We start from the raw sequence: 26,551 nt of genomic DNA, 5'->3' as shown, positions 1-26,551 counted from the left end.
GACGGGTAAAAAACCTATTCGATATTTTGTATCTGTTCTCTCATCTGTTCAATCAAGACTTTCAATTCCACAGCGCTTTGAGTGGTTTCTACGACGATGGATTTCGACGAAAGGGTATTGGCTTCACGGTTGAGTTCTTGCATTAAGAAGTCTAAACGGCGTCCGATTGGGCCTTTTTGTTGAAGCTGACGGCGCACTTCTTTGTTGTGCGTAGCGAGGCGATCTAGTTCTTCCGCCACGTCGGCTTTTTGCGCCAGTAGAACGATTTCAGCTTCGACGCGCATTGGGTCTAGGTCGACTTTCGCCACTTCCAATTTGTCGATGAGGTTTTGCTTTTGTGCGGCGATGATTTCGGGCAGTTTGGCTTGTACTTCCACGACGATGGCGTCGATGGCATCGAGGCGTTGTTCGATGATGCTTTTCAGTTGCTCGCCTTCGCGCAGTCGAACTTGGATCAATTCATCAACGCCTTGGTTGAATAGCTCAATCACGGCTTTCTTCATTATGTCGGCGTCGGTGCTTTCTTCGCTCAATATGCCTGGCCATCTTAGAATATCGAGTGGGTTGGCTGGGTCTAGGTCTTTGAACAAGGTACCAAGTGTGTTGATGGCGCTTGCCAAGGCTTGGGCGTTGGTTGGGTTAATGGTCAGGCTCGTCGCGGCTTTGTCGACGGTTTGAAAGCGCAGTTGGCATTCTAGCTTGCCGCGGTTTAGTTTTTTACGCAGCACGTCACGAAACGCAAATTCCAACTCGCGGAAGTTCTCAGGCAGACGGAAGTTAGGCTCTAAGTATCGTTGGTTTACTGAGCGAATTTCCCAGCTGATGGTGCCCCAGTCGTATACGGCTTCTTGGCGGGAGAAAGCGGTCATGCTTGCAGTCATGTTGAATACCTAAATGTAGAGGTGATGTTAAAAGAGTAAAGGCAATAGTGTAACGCATGGACGAGGTGTTCAACAGTTCCCCTTATTGTTATGTTTTCCTATCGCTGGGGGCGCAATTTTATGTGGGTTCGCTATAATTGCGCCTTTATGATGTTAATCAATTGAGAGAACCAGTATGCGCCCAAGCGGAAGAGCAGTAGACCAGTTACGTCCCCTTAAAATCACTCGTCATTTTACTAAACACGCGGAAGGTTCCGTGTTAATTGAGTGTGGCGATACTAAAGTGATTTGTACTGCGACTGTTGTTTCTGGCGTGCCTCGTTTCTTGAGAGGCAAGGGTCAAGGTTGGATCACGGCAGAATACGGTATGTTGCCTCGCTCTACGCACAGCCGCGTGGACCGTGAAGCCGCTCGCGGTAAACAAGGTGGTCGTACGGTTGAGATTCAGCGTTTGATTGGTCGTTCTTTGCGTGCGGCGGTGGATCTTAAGAAACTGGGCGAAAACACGATCACGATTGACTGCGATGTGATTCAAGCGGACGGCGGTACTCGTACGGCGTCTATCACGGGTGGTTTTGTTGCGTTGGCAGATGCGATGCAAAAACTGGTGGAAAGTAAAAAAATCAAAACAAACCCAATCGTGTCGCAAATCGCGGCGATTTCTGTGGGTGTTTACAAAGGCGTGCCTGTGTTGGATCTGGATTACCCAGAAGACTCTAATGCTGAAACGGACATGAACGTCATTATGAATGACAAAGGTGGTTTCATTGAAATCCAAGGCACAGCGGAAGGCGAAGCGTTCAGTGATGAACACATGGTCGGTATGTTAGTGGTGGCCCGTAAAGGCATTGCTGAGATCCTTGAGGCGCAGCGCGCTGCTTTAGCGAACTAAATAATCGATAAGTATTTGTAATACTAAAATCTAGCTTCGGCTAGATTTTTTTTGTCTGAGGATTATGAAGGGTGGCTGTATTTGTCAATTAATGTGAGGCATTGCGTGCTGATAATGCTTGAGCGTAACGTCATTGTGCTTCATATTGATGTTAACTAATGCATTTTTTTTGGAATTTATCGAGTTAAATCAATCTCATTTTAGGGGCAAAGAGTGGAACGAGTGCGTCAATATTGGATAGCTTTTCTCTGTGTTGTGTTGGGCTTTTCTATTGTCGATGCTTATGCCGAAGAGATTGTTCTGCACACGGTTCACATTCCCCCACATATTGTGGACGCTTCTATTATTCCCCCGCCTGCCGATTTTGACAGCACAGAAACCATATACGGACTGGATGCCGACATACTGAGAGCGGCGTACGCCACACAAGGTGTGTCCGTTCGGATTGTATTAACACCTTGGAAGCGGATCATGCGTGATGTCGAGAAAGGGTTAATACTGGGTGCGGTGTCGTGTCGACCTGTTCCCTCTCGTGAAACGTTCGCTTTTTTTTCTGATTATCTGAGTGATTCGGCTAATACCTTTGTGACTCGTCGAGGGCATTTAGACGGAAAAATACCGACGTTGGCGCTGTTGAAAGAATACGATGTGGCCGCAGTGAATGGTTGGTCTCAAACCAATATTCTAGACAGTGCGGATATCACTTATGTTTCGGTGACAGGGTTAGTGCAAGGGATTAACGTGGTATTACGACGTAATCTCGATGTGTTTATGACAGAGCGCGATAGCGCTTTGTTCGCCGCTAAAAGCATGCGCGGTTTTGAAAATTTGAGTTTTTATGATGTCGTTGGATTGGACTTAGACCATTATTCTGTGTGTTTTAGCAAGTTGTATCCAGACGCTGAGAAGTGGCGTGATGTATTAAATAAAGGCCTGGATGAACTGAAGAAAAGTGGTAAGAGAGACGAAATAGTTAAGAAGTACGGGTTTTCTTCTATGCTTCAATAGCCGTAAACAGTGAGGGATTATGTTGGCATTACGTAAGCGTCTTTCTTATAAACAAGCGAAATGGGCCTTGGTCATTTTGCTTGTGTTGAGCTTGTCTATGAGTACCTTTCAAATCCTTATTGATTGGGAAGAAGAGCAAGTCATCATTGAGAACCAGGTGATGTCGACATTGTATATTGTCGAGAGCTCAGCGGTTGAAGCGGCGTATTATTTGGACGATGAGCTGGCGAAAACAGTTCTGACTGGGTTGATGCGCTCGCCCAATATTCATAAATCACAATTAAATGATGATTTGGGCTATGAGCTGGCCAGCACGTATCGATCTTTAACGCCTGTGTCGTTACGTTGGTTGTCTGACCATGTTTTTAGTGGGTTACCGCCTCAATTCACCTTGGTGTTAAAGCGAGACAACCAGACGGTTGTCGGCACACTGACGGTTTCTGTTGATCGTGCTGCCGTGAAGGCGGGCTTTATTCGTCGAAATATTCGTTTGATTGTGACGTCATTGATATCCGCCTCTTTGCTTGGCATCGCCATGTTCATGCTGTTTTATTTTCAGATTTCTCGACCGCTCACTCGGGTTATTGACCAACTAAATGTGCTTGAACAAGAAGAAAACGAACCCGAACAGCTACAATTTAAGCAAACATCGCGAGACGATGAACTGGGTATCTTGGCGCGTACCATCACCGCACTTTGGCATAAACGCAAAAAGGTCGAAGGTGAATTGGCGAAGAGTGAGGCGTATTTCAAAGCCGTTTTGCATCAATCTAGCGAATGCATGTTACTGACAAATTTGAAAGGTCAAATCGTGGATTGCAATGGCGAAACGTGCCGACTATTGCACTATGACACGGCCACGTTATTAACCTTGAACATTGAAGACATTGATCCTGAGCAGACCCCCAATTTATTAAAGGGATGGGTCAGCCCGTCTCTGGGAGACCCAACAACATTTGAAGCGCATTATCATAAAAGCAATGGCGTGCGGTTTCCGGTTGAGGTTTGCGGAAACATCATTACGTTAGATAGCGAGCCTTTTTTCTTGGCGTCTTTTCGCGATATTACCCAGCGCAAAAAAGACCAAGAGCAAGTGAGATTTTTGGCGTATTACGATGCGTTGACCAATTTGCCCAATCGACGTTTCTTGAATCAAAATTTAGACAAAGTCATCACCACCGCGCGTGACAATGGGCAAATCGGCGGTCTGTTATTCATCGACTTGGATCGTTTTAAAAGCATCAATGATTCCATGGGGCACCATATTGGTGATGCGTTGCTGGTGGAAGCCGCCAAGCGCATTATGTCTTGTTTGTCTGAGTCTGATACCGCGATCCGAATCGGTGGCGATGAGTTTGTGTTGTTGGTTCCCGTGCTGGGTTATCAATTTGACGAAGCGCATGGCAAAGCGACGTCGCTGGCTGAGGTTTTGTTGTCTCAGGTGTCTCAGGTGTTTCGCTTAGAGCAAGCAGACTTGTTTATTTCAGCGAGTATCGGCATTAGTTTTTTCCCTTTGGATGGCGCCGATGACACGCAGATTTTACGTCAAGCCGACACTGCCATGTATGAAGCCAAAGACGGCGGTCGCAATGGTTACCGATTCTATCAACAAGAAATGCAAACGAAAGTCGCTGAACGGGCAATGTTAGAAAAAGCCTTACACAGCGCGGTGTTAAACGATGAGTTTTATTTGGTGTATCAGCCGCAAGTGAATGAAAAAGGCGAGCTAATCGGCTTTGAAGTGTTATTGCGTTGGTTTAATGAAGTGCTTGGGTTGGTGCCGCCTTGTCGTTTTATTCCGATCGCAGAAGAAACAGGGATCATCGATGAAGTCGGATACTGGGTGTTGGAAAACGCTTGTCATCAGTTGAAAGCGTGGGAAGAAGCTGGCTTGCCGTCTTCGTTCAAAGGCATTGCGATTAACATCAGCCCTTATCAATTTGCCAAGGATAGCTTTGTGGATACGGTGAAAGAAGTCATCGAAAACACACAGGTGAACCCAAGCTTACTGGACTTAGAAATCACCGAAGGCATGCTGGTGGAAAATATTTCCTCAGTGGCAGAAAAAATGTGGCTGCTTAAAGAGTGCCAACTGCGTTTTTCGATTGATGACTTTGGTACCGGTTATTCCTCGTTGCGGTATTTGCAGCACTTCCCGATCAATCAATTAAAAATTGATCAGTCCTTTGTTCGTGATTTATCCCGCGCCCCAAACAGTCATGTCATCATTAATACGATTGTGTCTATGGCAGACCATATGGGGCTCTTGGTCTTGGCGGAAGGCGTAGAAAACCCGATCGAAAAAGACATTCTGAACAAAATTGGCTGTACTCGATACCAAGGTTATTACTTTTCTAAACCAGTTGAAAGCGACATAGCCACTCGATATTTGACAGCGGACACTGTTTTTCCATTCGAATATTTAGACGCCTAATCCGTTTTTTGGCGCTAAATGTCAGTCATTGTGCGCGTTTTTGCGCCTTACTTTGCGCTGCTTCTTTGCGATTATCAGGGGACAATAAAAATAAGGAGAAGCAAGGTGAACAAACTGATTGGTGTTGGTGTATTAAGTGTGGCGCTCAGTTCAGGTGTGCAGGCGGCTGGTGTCGACTTCGATGGCAAGTGGGTGCTGCAAGACGCAGACAGCACGCAAGCTAAGTTGGACGAAGCGGTCGAGAACGTGGCGAAAGAAATGAATTTTTTTATTCGCGCGTTAGCAAGACCGGTGCTCAAAAAACAAACGCAGATCTGTAACCTATGGTTACTAGGCCTGCAAGAAATACAATTTCAGTGGCAATGCGATGATGCAGAAGCCGATACGATTTCTGTCACTGCAAAGTCGGACTTGCTTAAAGTCGACGAAGAAGACGTTGAAATCTTCGGAACGTATCAGCAAACAAACGACTCCGTTGTGGTGATATTGGAATCAGAGCGTGGCAAGCGTACGAATACGTGGAAGCAAGTCGGCGAAAACGAATTACTTTATACTGCAAAGCTCGAATCTGAGAAACTGCCAACACCACTGACGTGGTCGTTAACCTACAAAAAATAGCGGCGGTTCTTGTTCTCATTTTTGTCGCGGAAGAAACAAAAAAAGCGCCAGTAGAAATCTCTACTGGCGCTTTTTTTATCCGTTATTTAATTCACGGATGATGAGACTAACTTAGCGCTTCACAGCACCAGTTGGCGCAAACTTCGCACCATCAAGTGGTGAGTTGTTTTGAATGTATTCCACCAACACGTCAGCGTCCACGTAACCGGAGTTCACGTAGTTCGCATGCTCTGTGATTTTAGGGTAACCATCACCACCAGACGCGGTGTAGTTGTTCATCGCGATACGGTACATTTTGTCAGAAATTAAGGCCATGCCGTTTACTTTGATGTTGGTTGCTTTGCCGTCTTTTAGTGTCAATGAAACACCATCGAACTGAGCGAAAGCCCCTGTACCCGCTTGTTTTGCAGCGGCAGCCGAAAGGTAATCGGTTAATTCTGCTGCGGTGAAATCAACATAAGACACCATGTTGCCGAATGGCTGAACTTTCAAAACACTTTTGTAAGTCACGATGCCGGCTTCAAGGTTGTCTCGAATACCGCCAGAGTTCATCACGCCAATGTCTGCGCTGACTTTTTCTCTCATTGCTGTAGAGATCAAGTTACCTAGGTTGGTTTCTTGGTTACGAACCACACTACGATCACCGATGAAATCATCATTTGAGAAACCAATTTCGACGCCTAATTCAGTTTGTCCTCTTTCTTGGTAAGGAGACAGCATTTCAAGCATGGTTGGGTCTTGTGCGATTTCATCTTCAATGAAGACGCGTACGGAATTGCCTTCCGCGTCTTTGACTTTTTTCTTCAAGTTAACTGGAATCAGTTTGTACTCAGACCAAACAATGGCGCCATTTTTGTAGACAAAGTCTAGACGGCCAACGTATTTTCCCCATTCGTGTGCTTGCAGGATTAAAGTGCCATTCTGCTCGTCAGGTTGGAACAATGGGTTTTGAGAGTGACCACCAACAACAATGTCGATACCAGGAACGGTACGCGCCAAGGTTACGTCACCCGGTGCGTTGCCACCGTGGTTGCCATTGTCGTAGTGGCCCATGTGAGTCACGGCGATAACGATATCGGCTTTCTTACGCAGTTCAGGCACCAATTTCTGAGCAACCGTAATCGGTGACTCAATGCGGATGCCTTCTAAAAATTCAGGGTTACCCAATTTCGCTGTATCGTCTGTGGTCAGACCCATCACTGCGATTTTTAGATCGTTTACTTGGAAAATTTTATACGCTTCAAACAATGGCTTGCCTGTTTTGGCGTCTAAAATATTCGCAGAAAGGAACGGGAAACCTGCCCAATCATGTTGTTTTTTCAATACAGAAAGGGGGTTGTCGAATTCGTGATTACCCAATGCCATCGCATCGTATTTCAGCATGTTCATGCCGCGAAAATCAGGCTCAGCGTCTTGAAGGTCAGATTCTGGAACGCCAGTGTTGATGTCGCCACCAGAAAGCAACAAAGAGTTGCCGTCGTCTAACGCCACTTCTTCACGAATATTGTCGATCAAGGTTTTACGAGCGGCCATGCCGTATTCGCCTTTGCTGTTTTGCCAGAAACGACCGTGATGGTCATTGGTGTGCAAAATCGTCACACGATATTCTTTGTCTTCTTTCCAATCTGGCTGTTGTGGTCCCATCATAGAACAGGCCGTCACGGACAGCGCGACACCAGTGATGGCGAGGTTCGCGATAAAACGCTTTTGTAATTTCATGATTTTGTCCCTTGCATGATATTAGTTGTCAGTTCATTTAGTCGTGATAATCAACGGTCACTATGGAGTGGCTTGGTTGATTACAGTTATGAAAATGTATCTCATATTTGTGACAAGTTCGAGAGACTGTGCAGTAATTTTGACCATTTGTGCAATAACAACGAGATTTAGGCAAAAAAAAGCCTGTGGAAGAGACAAAATCTCTGACACAGGCGTGCTTAAAACAGCGAAACCGTTATAAAACTGTGTAATTAAAGATCGAGACGACGACCTGATTTCTGGTCAAATACCACGGCTTTAGAAGTATCAAACATCATCTTGATGATTGAACCTGCTTCAGCTGGGTACATTGGGTTAGAGCGACAGTTGATTTCTGCATCGTTAACACGTGTCAGTATCATTGTGTCGGCACCCATTGGCTCTGTGACTTCTACTTCCACGTCCGTCGTGGTAACAAAAGGCTGACCTTCTTTGTGCGGCTGAGGCTCGGTGATCATTTCAGGGCGCAAACCCAATAAAATGGTTTTGCCAACGTAGTCTTTTAGCGATTCTGGTTTCGGGAATGGCAAAGCAACGGTTGTGCTGGTTGCCAATTCCAACATTGGAACGCCATCTTTCTCGACGACTTTCGTCGGTATGAAGTTCATCGCAGGTGAACCCATGAAACCCGCTACAAACAAGTTGGCTGGGTTGTCGTAAATTTCTTGTGGCGAACCAAGTTGTTGTACTTCGCCGTCTTTCATGACCGCGATACGATCTGCCAAGGTCATGGCTTCGATCTGATCGTGTGTTACGTAAACGATGGTTGTGCCTAGCTTCTTGTGAAGCTTCTTGATCTCTGTACGCATTTCTACGCGCAATTTAGCGTCAAGGTTAGACAAAGGCTCATCGAACAAGTAAAGCTGAGGACGACGCGCTAAGGCACGACCCATGGCAACACGCTGACGTTGACCGCCAGACAATTGCGCTGGTTTACGATTTAACAAGTGATCAATTTGTAACATATCAGCAACACGCTGAACTTCTACATCACGTTCTGCTTTTGGTACTTTGCGCATTTCCAAACCAAAAGAGATATTTTGCTCAACCGTCATGTTTGGGTACAAAGCGTAAGACTGGAACACCATCGCGATATCACGGTCTTTTGGGCTTGTGTATGTGACGTCGTTGTCCGCGATCAGGATGCGACCTTCAGTCACGTCTTCAAGACCTGCAATCGAATTCATTAGAGTCGATTTACCACAACCAGAAGGCCCAACCAAAATCAGGAATTCACCTGCTTTGATGGAAATATTAATGCCTTTTAGAATTTCTGTGCTGCCGTAGCTTTTTTTAACATTATCAATGACGAGGTTTGCCATGTTATTACTCCAAATTTTGTCGAATCACTCGTGCTGTGAAAAAGGTAAAAGGCACGAGCGTAAATTATTCGTTAAATAGCGATTAGCCTTTTACGGCACCCGCTGTTAAGCCACGGACGAAGTACTTTCCTGCGAATACATAGACCGCTAATGTCGGCAGTGCTGCAATAATGGCTGCGGCCATGTCGACGTTGTATTCTTTACCGCCAAAGCTGGTGTTGACTAAGTTGTTCAATGCAACCGTTACTGGCTGAGTATCAAAACCAGAGAATGCCACACCGAAGAGGAAGTCATTCCAAATTTGCGTGAACTGCCAAATGACGGTTACTACGATAATCGGAGTCGATACTGGCAAAATAATGCGGTAGAAAATAGTAAAGAAACCTGCGCCATCAAGACGAGCCGCTTTTACTAATTCGCCTGGAATAGACTGATAGAAGTTACGGAAAAACAACGTCGTAAACGCCACACCGTAAACCACATGCACAAACACCAACCCCGTGGTTGTATTCGCAATGCCTAACCAGCCCAAAGTACGAGCCATTGGCAGCAAAATAACTTGGAATGGAATGAAGCAACCGACTAACAGCGCCGCGAAAAACAAGTCACTACCACGGAATTTCCATAGGGAAATCACGTAACCGTTAATCGCACCAAGCAGCGTTGAAATCATCACGGCTGGAATCACGATTTGAAACGAGTTCAAGAAGTAAGGTGAAATACCACCACAACTACTGCCTGTACAGGCGCTAGACCATGCTTTTGCCCAAGAATCAAAATGCAATGACGCTGGCAGAGACAGTAATGTGCCTGTGCGTATTTCTTCTACGTCTTTAAGTGACGTAATTAACATAACGACAAATGGCATCAAGTAGAACGAGGCAACTACAATCAAAACGGTATACAGAGCGATACGAAATACTTTGTCTAGCCCAGAGGATTTACGACCAACAGTGTTATTACTCATGGCGTTCACCTCGCAATTCTGAGTACAAATAAGGAACCAAGATTGCTAATACACAACCCAACATCACCATGGCAGAAGCGGAACCTAGGCCCACTTGGCTACGTGTAAAGGTATGGGCGTACATGAAGTTAGCAGGAAGGTCAGACGAATACCCTGGACCGCCGTTAGTTAACGCGGCCACCAAGTCGAAACTCTTAATCGCGATGTGCGACAAAATAACCAGCGCGCTGAAGAAAACGGGTTTCAACGACGGCAAGATAATACGACGATAAGTTGTAAATGTGCTCGCGCCATCAAGGTGTGCTGCTTTAATAAGGTCGCCATCAACACCACGCAGACCAGCTAAGAATAAGGCCATAACAAAGCCAGATGCTTGCCAAACGGCGGCGATAACCAAACAGTAAATAACCATGTCTGGATCCGCTAGCCAATTGAATCTGAAGTCTTCAAAGCCCAGATCAATCATCATTTTTTCTAGGCCATTGGTTGGGTTTAGCAACCATTTCCACGCGGTACCTGTGACGATGAATGAAATCGCCATAGGGTAAAGATAAATAGTACGGAGTGCGCCTTCAGCGCGAATTTTTTGATCCAAGAAAATGGCCAGCGTAACGCCAAGGAACAAACAAATAGCAATGAACATCCCGCCGAAGATACCTAGGTTCGTCAGTGCCACAATCCAACGGTCGTTGTTGAATAGGCGTTCATATTGATCAAAGCCGACAAAATTATAAGACGGCAACATGCGAGAATTGGTGAAAGAGAGGACAGCTGTCCAAATCATATAGCCATAAATGCACACCAAGGTGACGATCACCGTTGGGGCCATGACGATTTTCGGCATCCAGTCGGCCAAGCTTAGGCGTGCAGGACGTCCTGACTGAGTCTGTCCTGACCCAGAATTGGCGGCTTCAGTATTCATAATTGATGCTTCACTACAGGGGAGAAACGAAGAGGCTGGTCACAAGACCAGCCTCGTGTGCTTTGAACTCACTTGTTTTTGGCAAGTGAGTTGGTATTACATGCTTGCTTTAACAGCGCGAGCCAACTTGTCTACCGCTTCTTTAGATGTCATTTTGTCATCGTTGAAGAAGTTTGTGACTACGTCATAAATAGCACCTTGAACCATAGAGTTCACAGCCATGCCGTGAGCCATACTTGGTACTAATTGACCTGTTGTTGAGCTTGCTAGGAACGCGTCCATTGAAGACTGCGCACATGAGTCAAACTTGCCGCGAGGCATATTCAAACGAGTCGGAATAGAGCCTTTGTTCAAGTTGAATGTTTCTTGGAACTTAGGTTCAAGAATCAAACGAGCAAGATCTTTCTGAGCCGCTTGTTTGTCTTTACCGTCTACTTTAAACATGGCTAGAGAGTCAATGTTGAAAGTGAACGCACCGCTTGTGCCTGGTGCTGGGTAACAAACATAGTCAATACCGGCTTTCTTACCAGCGGCGGTGAACTCGCCTTTCGCCCAGTCACCCATGATTTGCATTGCAGCATCACCATTGATAACCATAGAAGTAGCGATGTTCCAATCACGACCAGAGAAACCTGGATCAACAAATTCGCGCATTTGCTTGAACGTATCAAATACGTCAATCATGTCTTTGCTGCGAAGTGTTTTGTCAGACAAGCCAATGAAAGCGCTGTTGTAGAACTTAGACCCTTTAGACAAAGCAATCGCTTCGAATAGAGTCGCGTCTTGCCAAGCTTGGCCACCATGCGCTAGAGGCGTAAAGCCAGCGGCTTTGATTTTTTTCGCTTCGACGATGAACTGATCCCAAGTTGTTGGGATAGACGCGCCAGATTTGCGGAATACTTCAGGGTTTGCCCACATCCAGTTTACACGGTGAACGTTTACTGGAGCGGCTACGTAATGGCCGTCGTATTTCATTACATTGCTAACGACTTGAGGAAGAATAACATCCCAATCGCCTGCTTTTGCAACGTCATCAAGATTAGTTAGGAAGCCAAGATCGCCCCACTCTTGAATGGTTGGGCCTTTGATTTGGGCAGCAGAAGGAGGGTTGCCAGCAATGGCACGAGATTTTAGAACTGTCATGGCAGACTCACCACCACCACCAGCGACTGCGAAGTCTTTCCAAGTGTGGCCAGCGTCAACCATTTCTTGTTTAAGTACATTGATCGCAGCGGCTTCGCCACCTGATGTCCACCAATGTAGAACTTCTACTTCGCCAGCTTGGCTTGTAGTAGCGGCTAGAGATAGTGCAACTGCGGTTAAACCGAAAGCAATTTTTTTCATGATAGCAACCTTTGTTATTGTTATGTCGTCCAATCAAATACATCAGAATGTTTTGATATTGCGTTATTCGTCTCGATGTCGCCGGCTGAAATACAGCATAAGCGTACGTTCGAGTAACAGAATTTAGCAAAGGATCTGACAAGTGGGGGTAAAGTAGAGCAACCTATTGTAACGAAGTCTTGCAAGCTTGCGTTTTGGTGTCGATTTTATTGCGCTTTATTTGCACAAACACCGCGTAATAGATGTCGTGATTGATCAGTGTCTTGGCAGCCACAGCTTGGCTTCTAGGCCTTGTGTGGCGTGGTTGCTCAGCGTTACTTCGCCACCGTGTGCTCTGGCAATATTGCGAGCGATACTGAGCCCTAACCCCATACCACCGGGATGACCAGAGTGGTCGGGCGTGAGGCGAGTGTAAGGTTGAAAGACCTTGTCCATTTTTTCGATCGGAATACCAGGACCTTGGTCACAAATGCGAATGCACACCTCGTCTTCACTGTCTTCAATGTATACCGTGGCGGTTTTTCCGTAGTACAGCGCATTGTCGACGAGATTGCCAAGACAGCGTTTGATGGCCAGAGGCTTACCAATGAAAGGGTGTTCTAACTCGCCAACCACGGTCAATTTAGTGTCGTGCAGATTGGCGGTGGATTGCATGTCTTTGAGCATTCGAGAAATGTTTACTTCGATGCGGTTTTCATGGATGTCGGTTTCTTTTACGCTTTGCAGTGCGCCTTTCACCAGCATGTCCAAATCTTCTAAATCACGAATCATCGCATCGCGAATGTCATCTTCATCTAACAATTCAGCGCGCAAACGTAAGCGTGTTATCGGTGTTTTCAAATCATGGGAAATGGACGCAAACAATCGTTCACGATCATTTAAGTAACGTTGAATGCGTCGTTGCATGTCGTTAAAGGCTTTGGCGGTATTGCGCACTTCAACGCTGCCGACTTCTTTAATTGGCTTCCAGTCGCCTTGGCCAAAGCGTTCTGCGGCGCGAGCCAAGGTTGCCAAAGGGCGAGTGACGCGTCGAAGTATAAAAATGGTCAGCAGTAATACGGTGATAACGGACATCGCCATGGAAAACAAACGATCGCCACTGAGCGCCGAATTGCCTTCGAGAAAGTAAGGGTCGGGCATGAGGCTGGCAAGATACAACCAGTCTTTGTCGTTGATAGGAATCTGAATCACGATGATCGGCGGCGTCAGAGGTTTGACCAAGAGGCTGTGGTGTCCCCAACGCTCTGGCAAATCCACTAGGCGTGTTTGGTTGTTGATAACGTGTAAGTCGCTTGGGCTAGAAAAGGCTATTTTGGCGTCATGAATACCCAGTTGCTTAATAAGCGTGGATTCGACCTCGTTTTTCACTATGTCTTTTAGGGGCGAATCGGGAATGTTATTAATGCGGATTTCTTCTTTGTTCAGCGTCACAAAGAAACGCGTTCCGCCCATGTCTTGCAATTGATCAATCACAATATGGCGATAATTGGTTGGTAAAGAGGTGAAGTAACTGACGGTGGCGGCAATACGAAACGCCATGTGTTTAGAGACTTCACGGACGTTTTCTTCTGTATCGGATTCGAGCTGACGCAACCAAATGGTCGAACTGATAAATTGCGCGCTGGCAACGCCCAGCGCCATGATGATGAGAATTTGCCCCGTTAGAGACTGATACCACCGCTTGAGGCGTGAGCGACTGCTAATTGATGCGCTAGTGGGCATCGCTGATCGCTTCGACGTTCGCGGTCAAAATATAGCCCTGACCACGCACTGTCTTGATTAATTGAGGATGACGAGCGTCTTCACGCAGACGTTGACGTAAGCGACTCACGTGCACATCAATAAAGCGATCGAGCGGTGCGCTGTCGCGTCCACGGGTGTTTTCTGCGATGAGCTCTCGAGTCAGAACCGCGCCAGGGTGTGTTAAGAACAACATTAGTAGGTTGTAGTCTGCGCCTGATAGGGACTCTTTTTCTTCTTCAAATTGCAATTCGCGTGACAGTGTATCCAATGTGAATTGTGCGAAGCGGTAGAAACGATGTGCAACCGGCGCAATCTCTACGACTTCGGTGTGTTCCATACGACGCAAAATGGCTTTGATTCTCGCCAACAGTTCCCGTGGGTTAAATGGCTTTGCAAGGTAATCGTCGGCGCCAATTTCTAAACCAATAATACGGTCCATTTCATCGGAATTGGCGGTTAACATAATAACGGGAACTTGGGATTGTGCGCGTAAAGAACGGCACACGGAAAAACCGTCTTGACCGGGTAACATGATGTCTAGAATCACCAAGTCAATGTCTTGATCCGCTCGAAAATTGGCGAGAAAGGCTTCGCCTGAATCCGCTGTCAACACGGTGAACTGATGCTTTTCTAAGTAAGTTTTGAGCAGGGTGCGAATCTCGTCGTCATCGTCTACAACATAGATACATTTTGCGTGGGTCATTCTCTTACTCAGTAAAAGGTTAATGTCTGATTTTGGGTAAAAAGTGTCGATATAGGTTTCGAGTCTAACAAGAAAGTAGCAGTGAACCAATTGTCCATATAGCCTTGCTGGCCGCTGTGCTTTAAATAAATTAAATTGATTTAATGGAATCATCCCTGCATAATTTTTAATCTAATCTTATTTCTATCTGCGTAGCGTATGTCTGCACACAAAAAGAGACCCTAATAATGACAACAAAAGTAATGGCGTTCGGCGAAGCCTTAATCGATTTTCTTTCTAATGGGGCAACTCAAGCCGGCGAGCTTGAATCCTTTACTAAGTTTCCAGGTGGTGCACCGGCGAATGTTGCGGTTGCGGTTGCACGTTTGGGTGGGAACAGTCACTTTGTTGGTCAAGTGGGCGACGACGCGTTTGGCCATTTTTTGAAAGACGCTCTTAATGGTTATGGTGTGAACACAGACAACATGCTGATGACCAAAGAAGCCAAAACGGCGTTGGCCTTTGTGAGCTTGGATCACACAGGTGAGCGCAGCTTTGAATTTTACCGCAGCCCATCTGCAGACATCTTGTTCAAAGAAGCCGATTTTAATGGCGCATGGTTCGCAGACAGTAAGGGGGTTTTCCATACTTGCTCAAACACATTGACCGATGCGGACATTACCAAAGCAACGTTGGCGGGTGTGAGCATGGCGCGCGCGGCGAACTGGATCGTCAGTATTGATGTGAACTTACGCATGAACCTTTGGCCAAATGAGCAAGTGGATACTCAGCGCGTGATTGATTGGATGCAAAGCGGTGACGTTGTGAAGGCGAGTTTGGAAGAACTGGTTGTGTTGGCAGAAGACCCATTTGCGTTGATCGAACAGACGCTTGCGGCAGGCGTAACCTTGTTTGTCTTAACCGATGGCGGCAACCCGATTCGTTTTTATACGGCGGCGCATGGCGTGAGCGACGTGGTGACACCAAAAGTCGAAGTAAAAGACACGACCGCCGCGGGCGATGCTTTCGTGGGTGGCTTGCTGTATCAACTGGCAGAGCAGGGCGGAGATCGAGCGTCATTGGCGTCATTGTCGCAACAACAGCTCGTGGACATCGTGCGTTTCGCGGCCGCTTGCGGTGCCGATTCGGTGACGAAATTGGGCGCGTACCCCTCTTTGCCTTCTTTAGCGCAAGCGAAGGCGCAACTCGAACGTTTTTAAACGCGCCGAATGCGCCTAACAGAAAAATCGTCGTTTAGTTAAACGGTTAAGTACACGATACAGTGTGTTAAGTAGAATTAAAAAGCGTGCGCAGAGCACGCTTTTTTTATGCCTAAAACTCCCTGTATTAATATGCAAAAAAAGCGCAAAAAAATGATAGATTTAACGTCTATTTCAATACTTAACCTGCTGAAATCATAATAAATTCTCTTTTCTGCTGTTTTTTTGTACAAAACAAAGGATTGAAATGAGGCTCGCACTTTTGCCATAGTCTACTAAATTTAAAAAATAATTAAGTCAATATTAAGGGCGCCAAACGCTTGAAGCTCGGTGTTTGATTGTTAATAATCAAATTCCTTCTTAATCCTTATAGAAGACGTGTTTGACCTTGTTTCGACCTATGATAATAAAAACAGAAGGCGTGCTAGGGGTTTCCCGAGCGAGCCTGTAAGGAGCAATGATGAAAAAATCTCTATTGTCTGCGGCAGTCGCCCTGACACTTTCCGTAAACGCAGCGCACGCCGCTGACCTCCTATTTAAACCAGGTGAAGATTCCCGTTTTAGCTGGGACGCTTATGAAGCGTTGAAAGCCGTTGATTTGTCCGGTGAGACAGTGTCCGTCTTTGGTCCTTGGACTGGCGATGAAAAAAGTAACTTTGAGCGAGTGGCGGCTTATTTTGAAAAAGCCACGGGCGCCAAAGTGAAATACGCGGGCTCCGATTCATTTGAACAGCAAATCGTGATTGATACGCAAGCTGGTAGTGCTCCAAACATTGCGGTTTTCCCGCAACCTGGTTTGGCCGCTGATTTAGCCGCGAAAGGCTTCATAACACCGCTGAGCGATACCGTAAAAGAAGGCGTGAAAAAAGATTACGCCGCGGGTCAATCATGGGTCGATCTTGCGACCTTTAAAAACAGCAAGGGTCAAAAAGAATTCGATGGTGTCTTCTATCGTGCTGATTTGAAATCATTGGTTTGGTATTCGCCAGATAACTTTGCCGATGCGGGTTACGACATTCCGGAAACCATGGAAGACCTAAAAGCCTTAACTCAACAAATCGTCGATGACGGCGGTACACCTTGGTGTATCGGTTTGGGTTCCGGTGCGGCAACGGGTTGGCCTGCAACGGATTGGGTAGAAGATTTGTTGCTTCGTACCCAACCTGCGTCTGTGTATGACAAATGGGTCACCAACGAAATTAAATTTGATGATCCTCGCGTAGTCGGTGCGATAGAAGAGTTCGGTTGGTTTGCGCGAAATGACGAGTTTGTCGACGGCGGAGCCGGTGCGGTGGCGTCAACAGATTTCCGTGACAGCCCAAAAGGCATGTTCCAATCTCCACCTAAATGTTACATGCATCGTCAAGCGTCTTTCATCCCAGCTTTCTTCCCTGAAGGAACCAAGTTGGGTCTAGACGCCGATTTCTTCTACTTCCCGTCCTACGCGTCTAAAGCGTTGGGTAACCCAGTATTGGGTGCCGGAACCTTGGTGAGTATTACCAACGATTCTAAAGGCGCACGTGCGTTTATCGACTTCATTCGTTCTCCAATTTCTCATGAGTTGTGGATGGCGCAAACGGGCTTCATCTCTGCTCATTTGGGCGCAAACCCAGAAGTGTACTCAAGTGAAGCGGCGAAGAAACAAGGCGAGATCATTCGTTATGCAACGACGTTCCGCTTTGACGGATCGGACTTGATGCCAGGCAAAATTGGTGCCGGTTCATTCTGGACAGGCATGGTAGATTACACTGGTGGCGAAGATGCCAAAGACGTTGCTCACGACATCCAGAAGACATGGGATGCTTTGAAGTAAGTTCGCGAGAAGCCCTAGTGTGAATTGCCACACTAGGGCTTTTTTGTATGTGTTTGTTAGTGGCAAGAAGCACCGCGTTTACTTGTCACTGCATTGATATTTTATGGAGATTCTATGGGACAGCTTGCCACAGCGTTAGTGACCATGATCCTAGGTGTTATGGGGTGTGCCGCTTATTTTTATGGCTCAAACTTCCTCTTAGATAAAATTTTCCCAACCAAAAGTGGGGCGGCCAAAGAGGTCGCACGCAATCTACGCGTGGCGAATACAATTCGTCCTTGGTTGTTTTTGGGACCAGCGGTTTTATTGCTGACATTTTATCTTTTCTATCCTGTGCTTGAGTCCATTCGCTTGTCCTTTTATGGGCGTAGCGGCGAGGAGTTTGTCGGACTATCTAACTACAAATGGTTATTTAGCAGCGATGAATTCTATGAATCTTTTCGCAATAACATGCTGTGGCTGATTGTGGTGCCGACAGCGGCCACGTTTTTTGGTCTTATTATCGCGACCATGACGGATCGTATTTGGTGGGGCAATATTGCTAAAAGCCTGATTTTTATGCCAATGGCGATTTCTTTTGTTGGCGCGTCGGTTATTTGGAAGTTCATTTACGATTTCCGCACTGGTGGCGAAGATCAAATTGGCTTATTGAATGCCTTAGTCGTCTTTTTCGGTGGCGAGCCTCAGACTTGGCTCACGATTCCGATTTGGAACAATTTCTTTTTGATGGTGATTTTAGTCTGGATTCAAACTGGTTTTGCCATGGTTATTTTGTCGGCCGCATTGCGCGGTATTCCTGACGAAACCATTGAAGCAGCGGTATTGGATGGGGCGAATGGCTTTCAAATTTTCTACAAAATCATGGTGCCACAAATTTGGGGAACCATCGCGGTTGTTTGGACCACGATTACTATCTTGGTATTGAAAGTATTCGACATTGTTCTAGCGATGACGAATGCGCAGTGGGGAACACAAGTGTTGGCTAATCAGATGTTTAGTTGGATGTTTAATGGCGGTGGTGACTTTGGTCGTGGCGCAGTGATTGCGTTGGTCATTATGGTCTTGGTTATTCCTATTATGGTGTGGAACATTCGACGCGCCAATGAAGAAATGGAGGGTCGTTAATATGATTACGTCCTCTAAACGCACGCCATTAACCTATTTGGTGCATGCGACGGTTTTATTCCTCGTGATTATTTGGACGATTCCGACCGCGGGTTTGTTCATCTCGTCCATTCGAGATAAGAGTCAATTGTCGACGTCTGGCTGGTGGACCGCATTGTCTACATCAGAACAACGTTTGGTTGCTAGAGCGCATGAGCCTAAAGCACAAACTCAAGTAGGGGATCGCTATGTCATTAGCGGAAATCTGTTTGAAGGCGACGCGGGTGAAATTACCAAATTTGGCTCAAGCTCATTAAGACCAGATGAATTTGATGTTGGCGTAGTAGCTGAACTGAAAAAAGGCCAGACGTTGCAAGTGATGGAAAATGGCGATTACCTGTTTTCCTCCCCATCCGAATGGAAAGGTTCTCGTGGACAACGTATTTTTTATACAGCGGAAACCCCGCCTCGTTTTACGTTAGAAAACTACCGTGAAGTATTGAGTGCGGAAGGTTTAGGTCAGTCTTTTATTAATTCCTTAACGGTGACAATACCAGCGACGATCATTCCGATTTTAGTCGCGGCGTTTGCGGCGTATGCGCTTGCCTGGATGCGTTTCCCAGGTCGTGCTTTGCTCGTTGCTGCGGTGGTTGGTTTGTTGGTGGTTCCGCTTCAAATGTCGCTGATTCCATTGTTGAAAAGCTACAACATGATTGGCGAGTTCTTTGGCGTGGGCTCAAAAACCTATGTGGGGATTTGGCTTGCGCATACGGGCTTTGGTTTGCCTTTGGCGATTTATTTATTGCGTAACTACATTGTCGGATTACCGAGAGAAATCATTGAATCGGCGCGTGTTGATGGCGCGTCTGATTTCGATATTTTCCGTAAGATTGTGCTGCCGTTGTCATTTCCTGCATTGGCGTCTTTTGCCATCTTCCAATTCCTTTGGGTATGGAATGATTTGCTGATTGCCATGGTGTTCCTTGGTAACGATGCTGAGCACATGGTGTTAACGGGTCAATTGCGTGAACTGTTAGGCTCGCGTGGTGGTAACTGGGAAATCCTGACGGCGTCTGCGTTTATTACCATCATTATTCCTTTGTGTGTCTTCTTCGGCTTACAGCGTTATTTAGTGCGCGGTTTGTTGGCAGGCTCGGTGAAATAAAACAACCTACGCAGGTGAGTAGAGCGTTTGCTCCTCACCTAAGGTATGACTTTAGATTGAGGCAGTAGAATCATGGCAGATGTTAAGTTAACCCATGTTAAGAAAATTTATTCGAATCACGTTGAAGTACTAAAAGACATCAATTTGGACATCAAAAAAGGCGAGTTTATTGTCTTTGTTGGTCCATCTGGTTGTGGTAAATCCACCTTGTTGCGCATGATTTCCGGCCTAGAAGAAATCTCAGCAGGAACATTGGAAATTGATGGGGAAGTGGTGAACGATGTGCCGCCCGCATTGCGTGGCATTGCGATGGTATTCCAAAGTTATGCCTTGTACCCGCATATGACGGTGTACGACAACATGGCGTTCAGTTTACAGATTGCAAAAGTAAGCAAAGAAGACATCGATCAGCAAGTGCGTAAAGCCGCCGATATGTTGCAACTGACGCCGTATTTGGGCCGTTTACCGAAAGCGCTTTCTGGTGGTCAACGTCAACGTGTGGCGATTGGTCGTGCCATTGTTCGTCGTCCAAAGGTCTTTTTGTTTGATGAGCCGTTATCTAACTTGGACGCGGCATTACGTGTGGCGACTCGTATGGAAATTGCCAACCTAAAAGACAGCATGCCTGAGTCGACGATGATTTATGTGACACACGATCAGGTCGAAGCCATGACATTGGCGGATCGTATTGTGCTGTTGTCTGGCGGCAATATCGAGCAAGTCGGCTCGCCGCTTGAGCTATACGAACACCCTGAAAACGTGTTTGTGGCGAAATTTATTGGTTCGCCCGCGATGAACATCGTACCTTGTCGTATTGAACAAACCGGCGAACAGACCTTGGTGTCTTTGTCTGCATCGGCGTCCATTCAAACACCGATTGTGACGGAAGCGAGTGAGCAAGCCAAAGCCGCGTTTTTCGGTATTCGTCCAGAAGATTTAACCGTTGTATCAGCCGAAGACGAGAGTCTGTTTTCTGGTACGGTGTCGTTCGTTGAATCCTTAGGTGAAGCGACCTTGTTGTATGTGAACATTCCCGGCGCCGAAGAAATGGTGATTGCGAAACAAGCTGGCACGTTATCCATTAAACGTGGTGACACAGTGTTTTTGGCGGCACAGCCTGAAAAAATGCATTTGTTTGATGAGAAAGAGCAGTCTTATTTACGCAAAGGCTAATGAACCAGCGCGTGAATAAAAACGTCGAATTTTGTTAATGAGAATGGGGCAATGCGTTGGTATTGCCCCTAGTTTTATCTTTTTTGGAGAGTCTTGATGACAACCAATCTTAACTGGTGGAAAGGCGGGATAATTTATCAAATTTACCCGCGTAGTTTTATGGATGCGTCTGGCGATGGCGTTGGTGATTTAGCGGGCATTACAAGCAAGCTGGATTATGTCGCGTCATTGGGTGTGGATGCGATCTGGTTATCGCCTATCTTTACTTCACCAATGAAAGACTTTGGCTACGATGTGTCGGACTATTGCGACATTGATCCGATGTTTGGCAGTTTGGCCGATTTTAAAACCTTGGTCGATCGCTCTCATGCGTTGGGCTTAAAAGTAATGATTGACCAAGTGATCAGTCATTCTGCGGACGTTCATCCTTGGTTTGAGGAAAGTCGTCAGGACAAAACCAATCCAAAAGCCGATTGGTATGTGTGGTCGGATCCTAAACCAGATGGCTCACCGCCAAACAATTGGCTGTCGATTTTTGGTGGCAGCGCGTGGAAATGGGACAGCCGTCGTTTGCAGTATTATTTGCATAACTTCTTAGAGTCTCAGCCAGATTTTAACTTCCATAATCCAGAAGTACGTCAGGCGCATTTAGATAACATGCGTTTTTGGCTAGAGCTTGGTGTGGACGGCTTCCGCTTGGATACGGTGAACTTCTATTTCCACAGTGAAGGCTTGGAAGACAATCCGCCAGTACCGGCGGGCGAGCCTAAAACCATGGGGGCACCGCACGATAATCCATACACTTACCAACGACATGTATACGACTTAAGTCGCCCTGAAAACTTAGACTTCTTAAAAGACTTGCGCGTCATGATGGACGAGTACCCAGGCAGCACCATGGTGGGTGAAATTGGCGACGACTTCCCATTGAAACGCATGGCGGAATACACGTCAGGTGGTGATAAATTGCACATGGCGTATACCTTCGATTTCTTGAATACGCCGCATTCTCCAGAATACATCCGAAAAACCTTAGCCAACATGAACGACATTGTGGGCGACGGTTGGCCTTGCTGGGCGTTGTCCAACCACGACGTTGTGCGTTCGCGTACTCGTTGGGGCGCAGAAGAAGACGGCGAAGCGTATCCACTGATTGCGATGGCGCTCATTTTATCGTTGCGCGGCAGTGTGTGTTTGTATCAAGGGGAAGAACTTGGTTTGCCGGAAGCGAACGTGCCGTTTGAACGCATTCAAGACCCTTACGGCATTCCGTTGTGGCCTGTCTTTAAAGGTCGTGATGGCTGTCGTACGCCAATGGTTTGGGAAAACACACCGCAAGGTGGATTCTCAACGATTGAGCCTTGGTTGCCCGTTGATAAAGCGCATTTGCCTTTGAGTGTGGCGACGCAAGAAGCGAATCCAAATTCCTTGTTGCACAAGGTTCGTCAACTGATCCATTGGCGTCAAGCGCAACCTGCGTTGGTCAATGGTGAGTTGTCTCAAGTGGATGTGGGTAACGGTCAGTTGATTGCGTTGGTTCGTGAATACGAAGGTACTCGCTTGTTGGTGGTATTGAACATGACCAACGAAACGCAACAGGGTACCTTAACCACAGACGTCGCTGAGGTCTTGCAAGGTCATGGTTTCTCGTCGACATTGGATGGAAATAATTTGATACTGCCGGCTTATCAGGCTTGTTACGCTAAGTTGTCTTAGCGTTTCCCTCTGACACTGAGGCGCCACTTTTTTAGAGCAGGTTTTGTTGAACTGGGCCGATTTGCATCCTGTAAATCGGCTTGTTTGCAAAAAAACGCTGTGTTGTTGTGAGTGTTTGTATGAAGAAAGACATAAAGAAACTGACGTTAAAAGATGTCGCAGATCGACTTGAAGTCTCTACTGCCACCATTTCGAATGCTTTCAATCGACCGGATCAGTTATCGGCTAATTTGCGCGAAAACATTCTGAGTGAGTGCGAAAAAATGGGCTACTTTGGCCCAAATGCCGCCGCGCGCAGTTTGCGAACGGGTCGAACGGGCATTGTCGGCGTGGTGTTGTCGGATGATTTGAGCTACAGCTTAACCGATCCCGTGGCAAATCAATTTCTGAAGGGCATGGCGGAAGTGTTTGAAGCCAATGAATACAACATGCTGCTCTTGTCTTCCGATCAAGTGGAACAAGACGCCCAAAGTCGCATGCAATCGTCGATGGTGGATGGCTTTATTGTTTATGGCCATAAGCCACAGCAATGCATCAACGCGCCTTGGTTAATGCCTAATAAAAACATCATAACCGTCGACAGTTTCATTCCTGGTACGACGTCGGTAAACATTGAAAATCACAGAGGTGCGTATCGAATTGCTCGCCACGCATTGACGCATAAGCCAGATAACGTGGCGATTTTAGGTTTAAGCCTTTTGGATACCGATCGAGTTTGTCGGGTGCGTGAAGACGAAATGTTTGATCGCGCGGCCTCCATTTCCATTCAGCGTCTTTATGGCTATTTTGAAGCGTTGGAAGAGCAAGGTATATCGGTGTCTTCCGAGCACATTTGGAACATTCCTGAAAACAGTCATAAGTTAGCCTATCAAGCCGCACGAGAAGCGCTCGGCATGGCAAGTCGTCCTCAACTTTTGTTGTGCATGAGTGATTGTATTGCGATTGCCGCCGTGCAAGCGGCATTGCACATGGGGTTGCGAGTGCCGGAAGATTTACAAGTAGTCGGATTCGATGGCATCGCCGAGAGTGAAAACATTCACCCGTCGATAACCACGATTCATCAACAAACGGTGGAGAAAGGCCGTGTCGCCGCTGAAGTGTTTTTAGGACTGCGTGAAGCAAAGGATGTGGTGCTTGAGACGGAGCTGATTGTTCGTGAAAGTTGCCCTTTGGTTATTGAGCCTGCACTGGCGTAATACTGCTCATGGCGCTAGAGCCAGTAGTTTGAAATATCGGCGTTAGGGTCAAGATGATAGGCAATTTGTGCTTGTAAGAGTTCAGCGGAAGACAGGGCATCTGTTAGCGCGTGATGTGCCTTGTACCGAGGCAAGTGATAGCGCTGGCGGCACGCGTCTAACCGTAACGAAGGCGCTCTGCCAAAACGTTTCCACCATGGTTTGAAAGTGGCTTGGCGCTCAATGTCCATGGTATCGAGGACGGGAAAATAGAACGGATAGCCGTATATTTCCATGGCCGCATTGAGTAAGAACTGCCGCTCAATGGCGACACAATGCACAACAACAACCTGCTTTGCCATCGCCAATAATATGTCGTCTAAAATCGCTTCTAGCGTGGGAGCTTCCGCTAATTCTGTGTGAGTGATTTCGTGGATGGTAACGGACTCGGAATTGAGCGCGCGCTCCGGTTTTGCCATCCAATATTTTGCCCCTTGGCAACGAATGGTTTTGTGGTTGAGCGGTATTAATCCCAGACTGATAATTTCATCTTTACTTGGGTCTAACCCCGTGGTTTCCAAATCCAATGCCAGCAATGGAGTGTCTTTCAAGGCGGTATTCGGCGCCACTATGCCTGCTTGATAATAGCGCTTTAGTGGTCCTTCTGGGGCTTCTTCGGCCCATTCTGCGAACATGATTTGCCAGTCTTGGATGTCGTCTTTGGTTTGGTGGCTCACGGATGACCTCTCAAGTTAGTAGCGCGTTTAGGCGTAGCGAAATTTAATAAATTCTTGCTGACGAGCAACAATCTGAAAAGCGTCTCGTAAGTGTCGCTTTTCGAAAGACGACAAGTTTTCAGGGTTGACGTGGTTCGTGGGTTCTTCTCCCGCTTCGATTTGGTCTTTTTGGCTCCGAATCCGAACCAGCCCGATCATTTCTAATGCCAAGGCCAAATCTTTGGCACGACCGGCAGGCAGTAAGCCGGCGGCTTCTATGTCTTTGAGGCGTTCCAAGGTATTGAGTCGATCACTGCCACACGCCAGCGCATGCACTCGAACGATGTCGATAATCGGCGAAATGCCTCTTTCTTTGAGGTTGAACGTACGTGACTGTTTGCCTTCGCCATCCAATACGAATTGTCTGAAAAAGCCCAGTGGCGGCTTGCGTTGACTGGTATTACGCGCCATATGGCTTAAGAAACGAGGATGCTGTTTGGCTTCTTGGCGTATGTGTTGGTTCAGCTGCTTGGCTAAGGCGTTGTCTCCGTAGATGCCTCTTAAGTCAAAGAAGATAGACAGATGCAGTAAGGTTTCTGCTTTTGGCTTTTTAATCCAATCGCTGAAATTTTCTTTCCATACTTTGAGCGGCTGACGCCAGCGCGGATTAGAGGCCATGATGTCGCCAGTACAGAGCGCATAACCGCAAAGGTCTAGGTTGTGGCAAACCCAGTCGCTCAGCTTGTTGAAGTACTCGCCGTGTTGCTGCTCGTCGTACTCATCGCTTAAAATCATCGCATTGTCTTGGTCTGTTTTAATGGTTTGTTCTTCTCTGGCTTGTGAGCCGAGGGTAATAAAACAATAGGGCACAGGTGCAGGGCCAAATTTTTCTTCGGCAAGTTGTAAGAGGCGTTTTACAAAGGTGATGCCAATGTGTGACATGGCATTGCCGATCATTTGTGTATTCGCATCCGCGACGACGAGCTGATTAAACGTGTGTGTCATTTTATGACTGATGGCTTGTAAGCCTTGAATGTCATTTTGTTTGAGAATATCGCTGATCAGATAGACGCTGCCATGACTTTCTTTTTGCACGATGTCGCCGAGATTAATAACGCCGATTGGGCGACCTGCTTTCATGATCGGAATATGATGAATATTGCGCGACATCATTTTCAATACGGCTTCGGATGCAAAGTCGAGGCTGTCCATGACAATCGGATCTCGCGTCATGATGTCGGCAACTGGCGTGTCATAAGCAAGGCCATTCGCCACGGCTCGCGTGCGCAAATCTTGGTCTGTGACAATGCCGATGAGTTCGTTTTTATCGGTAATTAGCAAACTAGAGATGCGGTTTTCCGACATGATTTGTGCGGCTAAACGAATGTTGGAATCCATCGGTGTGCTGATCGGCGGCCTTCTTAATAAGCTGACAACAGGACACGTCATTAAAGACACGTCAGAGCTTTGAGACACCATCGCGGTACGCAAGCGCGCTTCTCGAGTGAGCTCAAAAAAGTCGGAAAAATTATCGTTTTCCTCATACAGTTTGCGAAACCACCGGGCGGGAATGCAATACAGCAAACTGTCTTCTATGGTGCGCATGGATTGCGAGGAGTTCCCGCCTCGTAAAAGAGAAGCGTAACCAAATAGCTCGCCTTCGTTCATGCGTCGAATTAACTTTTCCTCTTTGTTTAGCACCTCAATGGCGCCGCTACGAATAAAGTAGAGTGTATTGTTCAACGTGCTTGGTGCGATTACCCATTCACCCGCTCGAACATATTGGACTTCTATTTCTTTACTCATGTCGTTGAGTTGCGGGTCTTCTGCTATCTCATTGAACGGAGCGTGCTGACACAGTGCTTCGAGTATTTCGGTTAATTCAACATCCATCTCAT

General features: G+C 46.7%; 21 protein-coding genes. 11 read left to right on the top strand and 10 right to left on the bottom strand.

Annotation, left to right across the window (positions count from 1 at the left end):
* Positions 1 to 14: 14 nt before the first annotated feature.
* A complete protein-coding gene (locus tag D104_RS26200; protein ID WP_024023610.1) occupies positions 15 to 881 on the bottom strand; it encodes a YicC/YloC family endoribonuclease in 867 nt (288 codons plus the stop codon).
* 175 nt (positions 882 to 1,056) lie between these two features.
* On the opposite strand from D104_RS26200, the gene rph reads away from it, so the two are divergent.
* The 4 genes from rph to D104_RS26180 all read left to right on the top strand — a co-directional run bounded on the left by rph (position 1,057) and on the right by D104_RS26180 (position 5,833).
* On the top strand, positions 1,057 to 1,773 hold the full coding sequence (rph, locus tag D104_RS26195) for a ribonuclease PH (RefSeq protein ID WP_024023609.1): 717 nt from the start codon (positions 1,057 to 1,059) through the stop codon (positions 1,771 to 1,773).
* 213 nt (positions 1,774 to 1,986) lie between these two features.
* Positions 1,987 to 2,781, top strand: a complete 795-nt coding sequence (locus D104_RS26190; protein WP_031214689.1) for a substrate-binding periplasmic protein — start codon at positions 1,987 to 1,989, stop codon at positions 2,779 to 2,781.
* Positions 2,782 to 2,800: 19 nt separating this feature from the next.
* Positions 2,801 to 5,215: a sensor domain-containing protein gene (locus D104_RS26185; protein ID WP_024023607.1), complete on the top strand. Its 2,415-nt coding sequence runs from the start codon at positions 2,801 to 2,803 to the stop codon at positions 5,213 to 5,215.
* Between the two features lie 105 nt (positions 5,216 to 5,320).
* Positions 5,321 to 5,833 (top strand): hypothetical protein, encoded by a 513-nt coding sequence (locus tag D104_RS26180; protein ID WP_024023606.1) that lies wholly within the window; start codon positions 5,321 to 5,323, stop codon positions 5,831 to 5,833.
* Between the two features lie 111 nt (positions 5,834 to 5,944).
* Here D104_RS26180 and ushA read toward each other — a convergent pair whose 3' ends face one another.
* The 7 genes from ushA to D104_RS26145 form a co-directional block, all read right to left on the bottom strand.
* Entirely contained in the window at positions 5,945 to 7,552 is a 1,608-nt protein-coding gene (gene ushA, locus D104_RS26175; protein ID WP_024023605.1) for a bifunctional UDP-sugar hydrolase/5'-nucleotidase UshA, read from the bottom strand.
* A gap of 251 nt (positions 7,553 to 7,803) precedes the next feature.
* Positions 7,804 to 8,913 carry an ABC transporter ATP-binding protein gene (locus D104_RS26170; RefSeq protein WP_024023604.1) on the bottom strand — a complete coding sequence of 370 codons (1,110 nt, stop codon included), beginning with the start codon at positions 8,911 to 8,913 and terminating at the stop codon, positions 7,804 to 7,806.
* A gap of 82 nt (positions 8,914 to 8,995) precedes the next feature.
* The gene (locus D104_RS26165; protein WP_024023603.1) at positions 8,996 to 9,880 is read right to left on the bottom strand and encodes a carbohydrate ABC transporter permease; all 885 of its coding nucleotides are present in this window, start codon (positions 9,878 to 9,880) and stop codon (positions 8,996 to 8,998) included.
* Positions 9,873 to 10,802, bottom strand: coding sequence for a carbohydrate ABC transporter permease (locus tag D104_RS26160; RefSeq protein WP_024023602.1), 930 nt, complete (start codon positions 10,800 to 10,802; stop codon positions 9,873 to 9,875). The genes D104_RS26165 and D104_RS26160 overlap by 8 nt, the downstream gene beginning before the upstream one ends.
* Positions 10,803 to 10,898: 96 nt before the next feature.
* Positions 10,899 to 12,146: an ABC transporter substrate-binding protein gene (locus D104_RS26155; RefSeq protein ID WP_024023601.1), complete on the bottom strand. Its 1,248-nt coding sequence runs from the start codon at positions 12,144 to 12,146 to the stop codon at positions 10,899 to 10,901.
* Between the two features lie 255 nt (positions 12,147 to 12,401).
* The gene (locus tag D104_RS26150; protein WP_024023600.1) at positions 12,402 to 13,868 is read right to left on the bottom strand and encodes an ATP-binding protein; all 1,467 of its coding nucleotides are present in this window, start codon (positions 13,866 to 13,868) and stop codon (positions 12,402 to 12,404) included.
* Complete coding sequence (locus D104_RS26145; RefSeq protein WP_024023599.1) at positions 13,858 to 14,592, bottom strand: response regulator; 735 nt, start codon at positions 14,590 to 14,592, stop codon at positions 13,858 to 13,860. Before D104_RS26145 ends, D104_RS26150 begins: the two co-directional genes overlap by 11 nt.
* A 227-nt stretch (positions 14,593 to 14,819) precedes the next feature.
* On the opposite strand from D104_RS26145, the gene D104_RS26140 reads away from it, so the two are divergent.
* The 7 genes from D104_RS26140 (at position 14,820) to D104_RS26110 (ending at position 23,958) form a co-directional block, all read left to right on the top strand.
* Positions 14,820 to 15,791 (top strand): carbohydrate kinase family protein, encoded by a 972-nt coding sequence (locus D104_RS26140; RefSeq protein WP_024023598.1) that lies wholly within the window; start codon positions 14,820 to 14,822, stop codon positions 15,789 to 15,791.
* Between the two features lie 460 nt (positions 15,792 to 16,251).
* Complete coding sequence (locus D104_RS26135) at positions 16,252 to 17,604, top strand: ABC transporter substrate-binding protein (RefSeq protein ID WP_024023597.1); 1,353 nt, start codon at positions 16,252 to 16,254, stop codon at positions 17,602 to 17,604.
* A 114-nt stretch (positions 17,605 to 17,718) separates the two neighbouring features.
* Positions 17,719 to 18,729: a carbohydrate ABC transporter permease gene (locus D104_RS26130; protein WP_024023596.1), complete on the top strand. Its 1,011-nt coding sequence runs from the start codon at positions 17,719 to 17,721 to the stop codon at positions 18,727 to 18,729.
* A 1-nt stretch (position 18,730) separates the two neighbouring features.
* Positions 18,731 to 19,873, top strand: coding sequence for a carbohydrate ABC transporter permease (locus D104_RS26125; RefSeq protein WP_024023595.1), 1,143 nt, complete (start codon positions 18,731 to 18,733; stop codon positions 19,871 to 19,873).
* Positions 19,874 to 19,945: 72 nt separating this feature from the next.
* Positions 19,946 to 21,046: an ABC transporter ATP-binding protein gene (locus D104_RS26120; protein WP_024023594.1), complete on the top strand. Its 1,101-nt coding sequence runs from the start codon at positions 19,946 to 19,948 to the stop codon at positions 21,044 to 21,046.
* A gap of 96 nt (positions 21,047 to 21,142) precedes the next feature.
* Positions 21,143 to 22,762 (top strand): alpha-glucosidase, encoded by a 1,620-nt coding sequence (locus D104_RS26115; RefSeq protein ID WP_024023593.1) that lies wholly within the window; start codon positions 21,143 to 21,145, stop codon positions 22,760 to 22,762.
* Positions 22,763 to 22,881: 119 nt separating this feature from the next.
* Entirely contained in the window at positions 22,882 to 23,958 is a 1,077-nt protein-coding gene (locus tag D104_RS26110) for a LacI family DNA-binding transcriptional regulator (RefSeq protein WP_024023592.1), read from the top strand.
* Between the two features lie 14 nt (positions 23,959 to 23,972).
* Here D104_RS26110 and D104_RS26105 read toward each other — a convergent pair whose 3' ends face one another.
* Entirely contained in the window at positions 23,973 to 24,674 is a 702-nt protein-coding gene (locus tag D104_RS26105; RefSeq protein ID WP_024023591.1) for a 3'-5' exonuclease, read from the bottom strand.
* A gap of 27 nt (positions 24,675 to 24,701) precedes the next feature.
* Positions 24,702 to 26,546, bottom strand: a complete 1,845-nt coding sequence (locus tag D104_RS26100; protein ID WP_024023590.1) for a putative nucleotidyltransferase substrate binding domain-containing protein — start codon at positions 26,544 to 26,546, stop codon at positions 24,702 to 24,704.
* Positions 26,547 to 26,551: the final 5 nt, after the last annotated feature.

It is taken from the genome of Marinomonas profundimaris (assembly GCF_000508165.1).
Lineage (GTDB): Bacteria > Pseudomonadota > Gammaproteobacteria > Pseudomonadales > Marinomonadaceae > Marinomonas > Marinomonas profundimaris.
Note: the sequence above shows the minus strand (reverse complement) of the source record. Positions and strands in the feature narration are given on the sequence as shown.

Coding starts and splice junctions, on each gene's coding strand:
- D104_RS26120 (WP_024023594.1), top strand. CDS start 19,946: ATGGCAGATGTTAAGTTAACCCATGTTAAGAAAATTTATTCGAATCAC.
- D104_RS26145 (WP_024023599.1), bottom strand. CDS start 14,592: ATGACCCACGCAAAATGTATCTATGTTGTAGACGATGACGACGAGATT.
- D104_RS26110 (WP_024023592.1), top strand. CDS start 22,882: ATGAAGAAAGACATAAAGAAACTGACGTTAAAAGATGTCGCAGATCGA.
- D104_RS26130 (WP_024023596.1), top strand. CDS start 17,719: ATGGGACAGCTTGCCACAGCGTTAGTGACCATGATCCTAGGTGTTATG.
- D104_RS26170 (WP_024023604.1), bottom strand. CDS start 8,913: ATGGCAAACCTCGTCATTGATAATGTTAAAAAAAGCTACGGCAGCACA.
- D104_RS26100 (WP_024023590.1), bottom strand. CDS start 26,546: ATGGATGTTGAATTAACCGAAATACTCGAAGCACTGTGTCAGCACGCT.
- D104_RS26115 (WP_024023593.1), top strand. CDS start 21,143: ATGACAACCAATCTTAACTGGTGGAAAGGCGGGATAATTTATCAAATT.
- D104_RS26160 (WP_024023602.1), bottom strand. CDS start 10,802: ATGAATACTGAAGCCGCCAATTCTGGGTCAGGACAGACTCAGTCAGGA.
- ushA (WP_024023605.1), bottom strand. CDS start 7,552: ATGAAATTACAAAAGCGTTTTATCGCGAACCTCGCCATCACTGGTGTC.
- D104_RS26185 (WP_024023607.1), top strand. CDS start 2,801: ATGTTGGCATTACGTAAGCGTCTTTCTTATAAACAAGCGAAATGGGCC.
- D104_RS26125 (WP_024023595.1), top strand. CDS start 18,731: ATGATTACGTCCTCTAAACGCACGCCATTAACCTATTTGGTGCATGCG.
- D104_RS26165 (WP_024023603.1), bottom strand. CDS start 9,880: ATGAGTAATAACACTGTTGGTCGTAAATCCTCTGGGCTAGACAAAGTA.
- D104_RS26200 (WP_024023610.1), bottom strand. CDS start 881: ATGACTGCAAGCATGACCGCTTTCTCCCGCCAAGAAGCCGTATACGAC.
- D104_RS26135 (WP_024023597.1), top strand. CDS start 16,252: ATGAAAAAATCTCTATTGTCTGCGGCAGTCGCCCTGACACTTTCCGTA.
- D104_RS26155 (WP_024023601.1), bottom strand. CDS start 12,146: ATGAAAAAAATTGCTTTCGGTTTAACCGCAGTTGCACTATCTCTAGCC.
- rph (WP_024023609.1), top strand. CDS start 1,057: ATGCGCCCAAGCGGAAGAGCAGTAGACCAGTTACGTCCCCTTAAAATC.
- D104_RS26140 (WP_024023598.1), top strand. CDS start 14,820: ATGACAACAAAAGTAATGGCGTTCGGCGAAGCCTTAATCGATTTTCTT.
- D104_RS26150 (WP_024023600.1), bottom strand. CDS start 13,868: ATGCCCACTAGCGCATCAATTAGCAGTCGCTCACGCCTCAAGCGGTGG.